A 12,683-nucleotide genomic window follows, 5' to 3' on the forward strand; every position below is an offset into this window, starting at 1 on the left:
TTTGATTCCTTGCACGATTTATAAATGGTTCAATGAACTTCCGTAACCTTTCCGCCAACGGCAAACATTTCTTTGATTCCCAGTAGCTCGGAGAGATAAAAAGCCATAAAATTAAATACCACGCTATGATGCAAAATAGAAAAGTGCTCTTCAACATCTTCTGCTTCCAGCGTCAGCACGTGTGCACCAAACTGACGAATGGTTTCATTCAGTTTAAGAGTACGCTCGTAGTTTTTGCCAGGTGCCATAATCTGGATGACCAAACTGTTCGGTGCAGTTTCCTTGGGCCCGTGGTCGTACTGGGCCATGGGCAGGCCCTGAAAACTTCGCTGCGTACTTTCACTCAAAATTAAGGCTGCTTCCATGGCTGTGGCGATATTGGGTCCACTGCCGGTAATATAAATGCCGTGAATTGGCCGGGTAGCCAAAAGTTCAAATACTTGTCCGGCCAATTCTTTACCCCTGGCTTCGTAATCAGAAAAACGGGAAATAAGTAATTCAACCGTTGGGGCCGGATCATACCCAAATCCTTTGTAAAGCGCCAGGAGAGTATTGACAAAGGTCTTGGAAGAAGAAAAATGCTCTTCTCCCGCCCGCAGGTCGATGGCCATGCGAACATTTTCCTGATGACTCAGTGCGTTTTCGGGGTAGTTACTGATGGCTACGTATTGATCAAAAAGGGACGTACACCAAAGTGCTTCACTGCTACGGCCCGACTGCGAAAGGATAACGGCTAACGGCTGTTTTTTGGTGAACAAATAGGCAGCGTATTCGGAGGCGATTTCAGGCTGGATGGGTACACCCATGTATTTAAAAGCCAGCGGGGCAAAGTACGAGGAACCCATACCCAGATAGGGAACTGCCGTCGGAAGGGCAGGAATTTCAGATTGCAGCAAGGTCATCGCCCGCTGAGGAATTTCTTTGATTTCGGCTAAGATTTTGTTTTCCTTCATGAACTTTTCGAGTCGATTAGTTTATTAATTGAAGCACTTTTTTCCAGGTAAGTACTTGAACATGTTGGTTTTCAATAAGTAGTCAGGCAGAATTAGTTTAGAGTATATTTTTCAAGGGATAACTCTTGAATTATCAGAATTTTTAAGCCTCGTAGGGGCATTTGAGAGTTTATATTTTCAAAATATAATCTAGTTCTGCCTGACTACTTAAATAGATAATTAAATAATGGTACAAACATTTGATTATTAGCACAATAACTCACTAATGGCCGGGCGGCTTTCCGCTACTCACCTAAAAGCTAACAGCTACTTAGTTCAAAAAATTATGGATTGGTATTGTATCCATCAGAAAAAGTAATCAGCAAAGAAATGCCCCATTTCGTTCAAAAGTCACTTTGGCCTGCATTCGTAGCGTTGAAATGGCGATATTTAACGTATTATAAACACTTTTCATTGAAATATTCATCACCTCAGCTGCTTGTGGATAGGAAAGTCCTTTAAAATAAATCAGGCACAAAATCTGGCGCTGTCGCTTAGGTAGATTATTCAAAACAGCATCCAAAAGGATGTTTTGTTGCGTCCTGAGTTCGCAATCAATAAGTTCACTTTCATGAGGAGGTACCACAAAAGTGGCTTGTGCAAAATGGCACTCCTGCGAGTCGAACCGGTTTAGGTGGGTGACCGAATCGAACAGTCGGCGGCGCATGGCTTTATATAAATAAAATCGGATATTATCGGTAGAACCCAGGCTTTCCTTGCGCTCGTGCAAATGTAGAAACAACCCGTGCAGGCAGTCTTCTACGAGTTGTTGGTTACGGACCAGGTTATAACCATAGCGATATAGATCATCAGAAAAGTTGTCATATAGTTGCGAAAAAGCGGACATGCTACCATCCCGAAACGAATTCCAGAGTTCAACGTGCTCTGATTTTGTTAAATTATCCTTCATAAGGTTTGCGAAATTGTATCCAGCCAATTACTCTTGTTTACAATTTTTTTTGATTATGGTAGTTACTTTACATTTAAACCGGCGTTTGTTAGGGCTGTTGATCATCCGATTGACTCTGAAAAAAGTATATTCTTGGGTACATTTCCAGGATCAACTTAATGCAGGCCCTTATTGCCCGGTACCAATGACTGCGTGAGGACCTTTTGTTCGATTCGAAAGGCGGTTCGGGAGTCTAAATTGTACAATATTCTCACAAAATTCGTATTTTCTGAGATAAAGAAAATGAAGTATTTTCTCCAAAACATGGATTATTCTATTTTCAAATACTTACTTGTATACCAACCAGATATAACTTTACTTCTAATGTACACCATGATTTTGAGCCATTTAATAGAAATACCTCTACCCAAAGCAGCTTTCTCAGTATCTTTTCATACCTAAGCTCTTTTCCATTCATGGAGAATCCTACCTAACATTTATAGATTTTAAAAGCTTTATTATTCCGAATGGTAGTACCTGGAAAAAGTCGAGGATTCACGGGTGAAAAAATCATCGAAGTACCTGCAGCTATGGTCGAAAAATGCCTGAGCATGCCCCTGATTAGTGCGCTGTTGATCACCCGTATGGGATTTTACCCTAAAGCCCAACATCATTACTATCATCGACCGGCAGGTATTTCACAGGTTATATTTTTGTATTGCACCGACGGTCAGGGATGGGTGGATTTGCCAACCCATCGATTAATCATGCAGGCGGGGGACTTCCTTGCCATTCCTCCCTTTTTAGCTCATTCCTACGGAGCAGATCCGCAAAATCCATGGACAATTTATTGGTTTCATTATATTGGCAACGGCTCACCACAACTACTTGATGCATTCCGGGACCGAACCGGAAATTACTTGCATACGGGCCGGGTTGTGTATTCCACGGAAAGGGTTAAGCTATTTGATCAGATTTTTGAGACCTTTTTAAAGGGGTACAGCACGGCCAACCTGCTATATGCCAACCTTACACTTTCCTATTTTTTGGCTTCCTTTCTGGTACCCGAAAATTTTGAGCCGCCATCTCCCATTAGTGATACCCACAATCCTGTTTACCAGGCAATAGACCGGATGCAAAACAGTTTGTCCGAACCATTGACGGTTGAGGAGTTTGCCCGATCCGTCCACCTGTCGGTGTCTTTTTTTTCACGAAAATTTAAACTAGCTACCGGCTATGCACCCATTGAATACTTTAATCACCTTCGGGTACAAAAAGCCTGTCAACTGCTTCATTTCAGTGATTTGCGAGTGAATGAGGTTGCCGCTGAAATTGGCATACATGATCCATTCTATTTTTCCAGGCTGTTCAAAAAGCACATGGGTTTTTCGCCGGTCGAATATCGAAAGATCGAAGGCCGGTATAGACGGAAGCAACCACCTGAGTCGTAGTTTGATGCCGGCAAGAACCAAAGAAATCTGCTTAACTAACGTTACAAACCGACAGGTACCTCAAACTTTCCGGTCAATGGACTTCTGAGCAACTACTTCTTTTTTTCTGAATAAATTAATTATTTATACTGGATAAACACTATTCTACCCTTAATTGTGTATATTTGACACATTAAAAATTTATATTACAACACTTTAAAAATCAACCTTTTCCATGGCGAACTACCCGCATTCGGGCCGCATCCTGGTCGCCGTTGACTGCATCATTTTCGGCTTCGACGGAGAATGCCTTAAATTACTGTTGATCAAACGTAATTTTGAACCGGAGCTGGGAAAATGGTCATTGATGGGTGGCTTTTTGAACGAAAAAGAAGATCTGCACGCGGCTGCCGTTCGCATCCTTTTCAACCTGACGGGCATTCACAATCCTTATCTGGAACAGGTGCATACCTTTGGTCAAATTGATCGGGACCCTGTGGAGCGGACCATTTCGGTGGGATACTATTCACTCATTTCGATTCATGATCAGGATCCTGCTGCACTCGCCAATCATAATGCTTCCTGGATTGAGCTTTCTCAAAAGCCATCGCTGATTTTCGATCACGATCAAATGGTAGAAGTAGCCCTTCGGCAGCTTCGCTATAAAGCGGCAATGTTTCCGATTGGCTTCGAATTATTGCCTAACACCTTTACCCTCCCACAGTTGCAAAAACTCTACGAGGCTATCTATAATGTATCGCTGGACCGACGAAACTTTAGCCGGAAAATTCTTTCGACCCAAATCCTGGAAAGTACCGGAGAAAAGGACGCGGCTTCGGTAACAAAAAAAGGCACATTGTACCGCTTAAACGCTGATAAATATCAGGACTACCTGAAAGGCTTCAATTCTTTTCTGCCTGAGTTTGCAGAACTTACCTGAGCCCTGCACATCTTTTTACCATTATACCTGTTTATGAAAAAGACTTTACTTATCCTGTTTTTAATGGCCTGCTCATCGAGGGCTTTTTCAAAGCAACAACCCCAATTAAAACTTTGGTACACGAGCCCTTCGGGAAATACATGGGAAAATGCCCTGCCTGTTGGCAATGGACAACTTGGGGCGATGGTGTATGGAAATGTTGAAAAAGAGATACTTCAACTCAATGAACATACAGTATGGAGCGGCGGACCCAACCGAAATGACAATCCGGCGGCCCGGGCCGCTCTACCCCAAATCCGACAGTTGATTTTTGATGGCAAACAAAAAGATGCCGAGCAATTGGCCAATCAATCCATCATTACAAAAAAATCACACGGGCAAATGTTTCAGCCGGTCGGCTCGCTACACCTTGAATTTCCCGGGCATGAAAGCTATACCGAGTATTCCAGGGAGCTGGATTTGGAACGTGCCGTAGCCACTACCACCTATTCAGTCGAGGATGTGACCTATACGCGGCAGATGCTTGCATCTTTCCCGGATCGGGTATTAATCATGCATCTGACTGCCAATAAACCTGGAAAATTAACTTTTACAGTATCCTACGCAACGCAACATAAACCGGCACAAATAAAGACAAGTAAACCCAATGAATTAATGCTGCAGGCTACCACCTCCGATCACGAAGGAGTGAAAGGATTGGTTAATTTCGAGGGAATTACCCGCCTGAAAACCGAAGGAGGCATCATAAGTTCCACTGACTCGACCCTTTTGGTAACCGGGGCTACTACCGCCACGATTTATATTTCTATTGCCTCCAATTTTACCAATTATCAGGAGCTAAGCGGAGATCCGCATGCCCGCGCGTTGGGCTATTTGAACAAGGCTTTTCCAAAATCATATGCAACTATTTTGGATCAGCACCAAAAGGTTTATCAGCAATTTTTCAACCGGGTTCATTTCGATCTGGGAGCTACCAATGCCGCACAACTGACTACGGATGAGCGCTTAAAAAATTTCCGAACTGCCAACGACCCGCACCTGGTTTCACTTTACTTTCACTACGGACGGTATTTGCTGATTTCATCTTCACAGCCTGGTGGACAACCTGCCAACCTTCAGGGAATCTGGAATAACAAAATGAGACCGCCCTGGGACAGCAAATATACCATCAATATCAATGCGCAGATGAACTATTGGCCTGCTGAAAAAACCAACCTTGCCGACCTTCATGAACCCTTTTTGAAAATGGTAGAAGAGTTGTCGGTTACCGGACAACAAACCGCGCGTGACATGTACGGTGCCCGGGGCTGGATGGCCCACCACAATACTGACATTTGGCGGGTGACCGGGGCAATTGACGGAGCCTTCTGGGGTATGTGGACAGCTGGTGGAAGCTGGACAGCTCAACATCTTTGGGAACATTTTATGTACAATGGAGACAGAAAGTATCTGGAACGTATTTATCCGGTTTTGAAAGGAGCTGCTCTGTTCTATGCAGATTTTCTGGTGGAGCATCCCGGCAATTCCTGGCTGGTAATTAACCCCGGAAGCTCACCCGAAAATGCACCAAAAGCCCACGCCGGTTCGTCTTTGGATGCCGGGACAACTATGGATAATCAGCTTGTTTTTGATGCGTTCACTACGGTTATTCGGGCAGCAGAACTTCTGAAAAAAGACCGCGATTTTGCGGATACACTTCGAAATCTGCGTCGCCGCTTGCCGCCCATGCACGTTGGTCAACACGGACAGCTGCAGGAATGGCTTGATGACGTAGACGACCCGGAAGATCATCACCGGCATGTGTCGCACCTGTATGGACTTTTCCCCTCCAGCCAGATTTCGGCCTATCGTACACCCGACTTGTTTCAGGCCTCACGAACCACCCTCATGCAGCGCGGTGACGTATCAACCGGATGGAGCATGGGTTGGAAGGTCAATTGGTGGGCGCGCCTGCAGGATGGCAATCATGCCTATACGCTTATTCAGAATCAACTTTCCCCGCTGGGTTCAAACCCCGGAGGTGGGGGTACGTACAACAATTTGTTTGATGCACACCCCCCGTTTCAAATTGACGGAAATTTTGGCTGTACTTCCGGCATTACAGAAATGCTGGTCCAAAGCGCCGATGGAGCGGTGCATTTGCTGGCGGCACTACCCGACGTATGGCCGGCAGGCAGCATTGGCGGAATTCGGGCGTTGGGTGGATTTGAGATTGTTGATATGAAATGGGAAGCAGGTAAATTGACGAGCGTTTCCGTCAAATCGACCCTTGGTGGTAATTTGAGACTTCGGGTTCCAAATCCGATTCGGGACTCCCGCCGCAAACTGAAAAAAGCGATTGGAGAAAATCCAAATCCATTTTATCAACTTGAACCAACGCCTCAGCCCCGCATTTCGGCACAGGCAAAACTAACGCCACTGGTGCTTAAAGAAACCTGGCTTTATGATATTTCTACCAAACCCGGACAGGTGTATTCCTTTTCTGCTCTATAAACAACCCATTTTAACTCATTGAATCATGAATAAACTACGAAGTTCTTACCTGCTTTCGCTCCTGTGCGTACTGCTGAATTTCCCTGTACTGGCCCAATCTATTACGCTGGTAAATCCCATTCTTACGGGTTTTTATCCGGATCCAAGCATCGTTCGGGCGGGCTCAGACTACTACTTGGTCAATTCCACGTTTTCGTACTTTCCGGGCATTCCGGTTTTTCACAGCAAGGATTTAAAAAACTGGAAGCAAATCGGCAACGTCATTGACCGTCCCTCGCAAATGGATTTTATGGGCGAACACCTCACGCGTGGGCTTTTTGCTCCGGCTATAAGCTATCACAAGGGCACTTTTTATGTAACCTGCACCGACATAGATCATGATGGAAATTTCGTCGCCACGGCTACCAATCCCGCCGGACCGTGGAGTGATCCGGTCAAAATTCCGCAGGTGCGTGGCATCGATCCTTCTTTGTATTTCGACACCGAAACCGGTAAGGCTTACATCCTCTACAACAGTGATGCACCCAATCGTAAACCATTGTATTCAGGCCACCGCACCATCCGCATGTATGAGTTTGATCCGGTTACTCTGAAAGTGATCGGAGAAGAAAAACAACTGGTAAACGGCGGTGTAGATTTGAGCAAAAAACCTGTGTGGATAGAAGCACCCCACATTTTACAGCGGAATGGCTGGTACTATCTCTACGCTGCCGAAGGGGGAACGTCAATCAATCATACCGAAGTAGTATTCCGAAGTAAGGATGTATGGGGACCCTACGTGCCGTATGCCAACAATTCGATTTTAACCCAAAGAGATTTACCTGCCGACCGCAAGGACCCCGTTACTTCGGCCGGTCACGCGCAGTTTGTGGAAGGCCCGGATGGCAAAACGTACGCTATTTTTCTAGCGGTACGGCCCTATGAAGGCGATTTTTATAATACAGGTCGTGAGACATTTATTGCGCCTGTTGAATGGAAGGACGACTGGCCAATTATAAATCCTGATACTAAGGAAATACAGTATGCCTATACGGCCAATTACAAAGAAGTAAAACAAAAAGGGGCACTTCCCCAGTCTGGTAATTTTTCCTATACCATGAAATTCGATAAAACCCTGGACCCCACGCTGCTTTTCATGCGGACAATTGACAAAAATTCATATTCGCTCTCTAAAAAGCAGGGCCTTACGCTTAAACTAAAACCTGAGACGGTGATGGAATTGGGCAATCCGTCCTTCATAGGAAAACGGCAACAACACCTGTACAGCACCGCCGAAACGGAGGTGAAATTCACGCCGGTATCCTCTAAGGAAAAGGCTGGTTTGATGATTTTACAGGATGAAAAACACTTTTACTTTTTGAGCAAATCGATTTCTTCTGACAAGCCCGTTGTACAACTCTGGAAAAGCAACGATAAGTCCATGGACCTACTCACTGAAATTGACCTTCCGACCTCCACAGAGAAAGTTTTATTCCGCATTTCGTCGGCTGGTGATTCGTATTCCTTTCATTTTTCCACCGATGCCAAAAGCTGGACTTTGCTGAAAGATAATGTAGATGGTAAGTTTTTGAGTACTAAAGTTGCCGGTGGGTTCATTGGTTGTTTGTATGGCCTTTACGCAACTTCCTCAGGCGAGGCAACAACGAATTCTGCCTCTTTTAAGTATCTGAAATACAGCGGCAATGATCCTATGTTTAAGTAGATCCTTTTACAATATTCTCATCATTTTACTTTTTTTATGAAAAATAACTCTTTAAAAATCTTCTGCACAGCCTTCCTGCTCCTTGTGTGTATTTCGATGAAGGCCCAATCCAACTTTACCAGCAGACAAATCGGTATTGGCGTGGTAGTTGAGGATATGGACCGCTCGCTGGATTTTTACATCAATACACTCGGAATGGTAAAAACGGGCAGTTTCACCATAAACGAAGATTTTGGCAATCGCTCTGGACTGACGGGCGGAACGGCGGTTTTGGTGAATATTTTGAAGGTAGAAAATAGTCCCGAAGCTACCGACTGGAAATTGATGAGTTTTGGTAAAAAATCTACACATCCGGCCCAAAAAGTCATTCAGGACGATACCGGCATGCAGTACATCACCTTTCAGGTCAAGTCTCTAAAACCGATTCTGGATCGCCTGGCGCAACGGCAGATTCCGCTACTTGGGAATTCGCCCATTCTCCTGAACAAGGATGCACATTTTGTCCTGGTTCAGGATCCTGACGGAACATTTGTAGAGCTTATCGGCCCGCTTAATTGATTGATTTATAATTTTTTCCTTATGATGAAATCATCATTCCTTTTAGCATTTCTGACAGTTTACTTTTTGTTAGGTGATGGTTTTGCTATGGCGCAATCGGCCCATAATCCAATCATCCACGCCGACGTACCCGACGTAGCCATGATCCGGGTTGGTGACACCTACTACATGAGCAGCACTACCATGCACATGAGCCCCGGACTACCGATTATGAAGTCGAAAGACCTGGTCAACTGGCAATTGGTTAGTTACGCCTATGATACATTGGCTCAGGTGGATGCCCTCACGCTTAGCCACGGAAAAAATGCGTACGGCCGGGGTTCATGGGCAAGTAGTTTTCGCCATCATCAGGGAAAATTCTACGTCACAACCTTTGCTCAAACCACGGGAAAAACCTACATTTTTTCGACCAGAAATATTGAAAATGATCCCTGGGAAATGGTTTCGTTTGGACCTTCCTACCATGACCACAGCCTGTTTTTTGACGATGATGGCCGTACCTACCTGATCTACGGTGCTGGTAAAATCAAGCTTGTTGAATTAAACACTGATGCCAGCGGGATTAAGCCCGGCACAACCGAGCAGGTGCTTATTGAGAACGCCAGCCTTCCGTCAGGAACGCAGGGCGGACTGGCCGCCGAAGGCTCACAAATGTTTAAAGTACAAGGTAAATACTACCTTTTTCATATTAGCTGGCCACGCGGTGGTATGAGAACCGTTATCATTCATCGCGCCGACAAAATTACGGGACCGTACGAGGGCCGGGTAGCCTTACAGGATCAGGGCGTGGCGCAGGGCGGACTCATTGATACACCCGACGGCAAGTGGTACGCTTATCTTTTTCAGGATTCGGGAGGCGTAGGACGCATTCCTTACCTGGTTCCGGTAGTTTGGGAAGACGGTTGGCCCGTTTTGGGCACTGATGGAAAAGTACCGGCAACGCTCCCGCTGCCAAAAAATCAAAGCCTGATTCCGGGTTTGGTGGCCTCCGATGAGTTTAGCCGGAAAAAAGGTCAGGCCTCACTTCCGCTGGTTTGGCAGTGGAATCATAATCCTGACAACGCGTTATGGTCATTGCAGGAACGTAAAGGGTATTTGCGCTTAAAAACCGGCCGGATTGATTCGTCTTTGGTTGCGGCTCGAAACACCTTAACCCAACGCACCATCGGACCTGAATGTACGGGCCATACTTTGCTCGATGTGTCGGGCATGAAAAAAGGAGACCGCGCGGGGCTTTGTTTGCTTCAAAAAAACTACGGCTGGGTCGGGGTCAGTGTTGAAAACGGCATTCGAAAAATCGAGTTGGTGACCGCAGATTCCAAAAACTCGGCGTCTGTTCCCTTGACTCAGAATCGGGTGTACCTCAAAGCACAATGTGATTTTAAAGATCGAAAAGATATTGCCCAATTCTTTTACAGCCTCGACAACAAAACCTGGCACGCCATCGGAGCGCCTATGAAAATGCCCTATACACTCCCCCACTTTATGGGCTATCGCTTCGGATTATTTGCATTCGCGACCAAAGAAACCGGAGGAAATGCTGATTTTGACTTTTTCCACCTAAATACCGGTTTGCGGTAAATGCTCGCGATTATGAATTTGTATTGCTACCTTTTTTACTGAAACTCTTTTCCTGAATTCTTAAACTGATAGATTTTTTCACCTAACCTATTGAACCTATGAACATGAAAAAACTTATTTCCCTTATGGCTCTCCCGTTGCTGATGGCGCTGAGTACACAGGCTCAAAAAATCGACAAAGAAATGCCCCGGGGTTTTGATCAGATTCGGTCTGGCATTGCCACCGGACAACTGGATACCGTACGATATGCGTCTAAAACGGTAGGCACAACGCGTAAAGCGCTCGTATATACACCTCCGGGTTTTTCCAAAAAAACCAAATACCCTGTACTTTATCTCTTGCATGGCATAGGTGGGGATGAAAAAGAATGGCTCAAAGGCGGGAATCCGCAGGTAATTCTAGATAATCTGTATGCCGATGGGAAGTTACAACCTATGATTGTGGTCATGCCCAACGGCCGGGCCATGAAAGACGACCGCGCCGTGGGAAATGTCTTTGATAAAGACAAAGTGGCAGCATTTGCTACCTTTGAAAAGGACCTGCTTACGGATCTGATTCCATTTATTGAAAAAAAATACCCGACACTAACCGACCCTGAACACCGCGCGATTGCGGGGTTGTCGATGGGCGGCGGGCAATCGCTCAATTTTGGACTTACACATCTGAATACCTTTGCCTGGGTAGGCGGATTTTCGTCGGCTCCCAATACCAGAATGCCTGCGGAATTAGTTCCAGATCCGCAACTGGCCAAAGACAAACTCAAACTTTTGTGGATTTCCTGCGGCGATGGTGACGGCCTGCTTTCCATCAGCAAGCGCACGCACGACTATTTATATCAGCATCAGGTGCCACATGTGTACTACATCGAGCCCGGTGTTCACGATTTTAAGGTTTGGAAAAATGGCTTGTATATGTTCTCTCAGTTTCTATTCAAGCCAGTTGATCCGTCAACTTTTATGCAGTACACTATTTTGGGCACACCGGCGGCAACCACTATACGTTCGTCTAAATTCCCCCAAATTCTTCCCGACAATCGGGTGGTTTTTCGGGTTAAAGCGCCCGATGCGCAGCGGGTCCAATTTGATTTAGGTAAAAAATACGATGCCGTAAAAGATAGCGCCGGATTTTGGCAGGTAACTACCCAACCCGTCAGCCGGGGGTTTCACTACTACTCGTTGCTAGTGGATGGGCTGGCTGTCGCCGATCCCGGCAGTGAAACGTTTTATGGCATGGGCCGAATGGCAAGCGGTATCGAAATTCCAACGCCTGATGGCGACTACTATGCCCTTAAAGATGTGCCGCATGGAGACATTCGAATCAAGCGCTATTTTTCAAAACCCCTGAACAGCTGGCGTGAAATGTATGTATACACACCACCGGGCTATGAACAGGCAAGTCAAAAATATCCCGTTCTGTACATTTTGCACGGTGGAGGCGAAGATCAGCGCGGGTGGGCAACGCAAGGCAAAACGGATTTGATTTTGGATAACCTTGTGGCCGAAAATAAAGCAAAACCCATGGTCGTGGTCATGGTTGATGGAAATGTAAGCACGGGTGGACTGGCAGGTTTCAATGAAAACGTGCTTCGAACCTTTGAAAATGAGTTGAAAGGAGCCGTAATTCCGTTTGTGGAAAGCAATTTTAAGGTAGAGACAGATGCCAAAAACCGCGCCCTGGCCGGACTATCAATGGGCGGCCTGCAAACGCTGTATGCCGGAATTAAAAACACGGATCTGTTTTCCTATTTGGGTGTATTCAGTTCGGGATGGTTCGCCAACAATCCCCAGCTTTCGGAACCACAGTATGAGTTCATGAAAACGAATGCGAAAACGATCAATTCCAATCTGAAAAAACTGTACATTTCAATGGGTGGACCCGAAGATATTGCCCATAAAAATTGTCAGATTATGTTGCAAAAGTTTGATGAACTGGGCGTAAAATACCAGTACAGCGAATCACCCGGCGGACATACCTGGCCTGTTTGGCGGCACGATTTGCATAGGTTTTCTCAATTGCTATTTCAACCCTGAACTATTTACTGATTGAATTATTCGGTACGCGTAAAAGGTGCTTTTATATCCAATCAGCCGAAACCGAC

General features: G+C 45.6%; 9 protein-coding genes. 7 read left to right on the forward strand and 2 right to left on the reverse strand.

The features are described 5' to 3' along the window. Positions 1 to 29: 29 nt before the first annotated feature. Together EZE20_RS05945 and EZE20_RS05950 are read right to left on the reverse strand one after the other, a co-directional pair. The gene (locus tag EZE20_RS05945; RefSeq protein WP_132115529.1) at positions 30 to 953 is read right to left on the reverse strand and encodes an SIS domain-containing protein; all 924 of its coding nucleotides are present in this window, start codon (positions 951 to 953) and stop codon (positions 30 to 32) included. A gap of 358 nt (positions 954 to 1,311) precedes the next feature. Continuing rightward, complete coding sequence (locus tag EZE20_RS05950) at positions 1,312 to 1,902, reverse strand: RNA polymerase sigma factor (RefSeq protein ID WP_132115531.1); 591 nt, start codon at positions 1,900 to 1,902, stop codon at positions 1,312 to 1,314. A gap of 506 nt (positions 1,903 to 2,408) precedes the next feature. Here EZE20_RS05950 and EZE20_RS05955 point away from each other — a divergent pair. From EZE20_RS05955 to EZE20_RS05985, 7 genes are all read left to right on the forward strand, one after another. After that, a complete protein-coding gene (locus EZE20_RS05955; protein WP_132115533.1) occupies positions 2,409 to 3,332 on the forward strand; it encodes an AraC family transcriptional regulator in 924 nt (307 codons plus the stop codon). Positions 3,333 to 3,546: 214 nt separating this feature from the next. Continuing rightward, entirely contained in the window at positions 3,547 to 4,251 is a 705-nt protein-coding gene (locus EZE20_RS05960; protein WP_132115535.1) for an NUDIX hydrolase, read from the forward strand. Between the two features lie 33 nt (positions 4,252 to 4,284). After that, positions 4,285 to 6,744 (forward strand): glycoside hydrolase family 95 protein, encoded by a 2,460-nt coding sequence (locus tag EZE20_RS05965; protein ID WP_132115537.1) that lies wholly within the window; start codon positions 4,285 to 4,287, stop codon positions 6,742 to 6,744. A 25-nt stretch (positions 6,745 to 6,769) separates the two neighbouring features. After that, positions 6,770 to 8,446, forward strand: coding sequence for a glycoside hydrolase family 43 protein (locus tag EZE20_RS05970; protein ID WP_132115539.1), 1,677 nt, complete (start codon positions 6,770 to 6,772; stop codon positions 8,444 to 8,446). Between the two features lie 36 nt (positions 8,447 to 8,482). Then, positions 8,483 to 9,004 carry a VOC family protein gene (locus EZE20_RS05975; protein ID WP_132115541.1) on the forward strand — a complete coding sequence of 174 codons (522 nt, stop codon included), beginning with the start codon at positions 8,483 to 8,485 and terminating at the stop codon, positions 9,002 to 9,004. A gap of 24 nt (positions 9,005 to 9,028) precedes the next feature. After that, positions 9,029 to 10,585: a glycoside hydrolase family 43 protein gene (locus EZE20_RS05980; RefSeq protein WP_132115705.1), complete on the forward strand. Its 1,557-nt coding sequence runs from the start codon at positions 9,029 to 9,031 to the stop codon at positions 10,583 to 10,585. 104 nt (positions 10,586 to 10,689) lie between these two features. Continuing rightward, positions 10,690 to 12,615 (forward strand): alpha/beta hydrolase-fold protein, encoded by a 1,926-nt coding sequence (locus tag EZE20_RS05985; protein WP_132115707.1) that lies wholly within the window; start codon positions 10,690 to 10,692, stop codon positions 12,613 to 12,615. Positions 12,616 to 12,683 lie beyond the last annotated feature (68 nt).

Origin of the sequence: Arundinibacter roseus, assembly GCF_004348825.1 — a bacterium.
GTDB classification, from domain to species: domain Bacteria; phylum Bacteroidota; class Bacteroidia; order Cytophagales; family Spirosomataceae; genus Arundinibacter; species Arundinibacter roseus.

Coding starts and splice junctions, on each gene's coding strand:
- EZE20_RS05965 (WP_132115537.1), top strand. CDS start 4,285: ATGAAAAAGACTTTACTTATCCTGTTTTTAATGGCCTGCTCATCGAGG.
- EZE20_RS05975 (WP_132115541.1), top strand. CDS start 8,483: ATGAAAAATAACTCTTTAAAAATCTTCTGCACAGCCTTCCTGCTCCTT.
- EZE20_RS05980 (WP_132115705.1), top strand. CDS start 9,029: ATGAAATCATCATTCCTTTTAGCATTTCTGACAGTTTACTTTTTGTTA.
- EZE20_RS05950 (WP_132115531.1), bottom strand. CDS start 1,902: ATGAAGGATAATTTAACAAAATCAGAGCACGTTGAACTCTGGAATTCG.
- EZE20_RS05985 (WP_132115707.1), top strand. CDS start 10,690: ATGAAAAAACTTATTTCCCTTATGGCTCTCCCGTTGCTGATGGCGCTG.
- EZE20_RS05970 (WP_132115539.1), top strand. CDS start 6,770: ATGAATAAACTACGAAGTTCTTACCTGCTTTCGCTCCTGTGCGTACTG.
- EZE20_RS05945 (WP_132115529.1), bottom strand. CDS start 953: ATGAAGGAAAACAAAATCTTAGCCGAAATCAAAGAAATTCCTCAGCGG.
- EZE20_RS05960 (WP_132115535.1), top strand. CDS start 3,547: ATGGCGAACTACCCGCATTCGGGCCGCATCCTGGTCGCCGTTGACTGC.
- EZE20_RS05955 (WP_132115533.1), top strand. CDS start 2,409: ATGGTAGTACCTGGAAAAAGTCGAGGATTCACGGGTGAAAAAATCATC.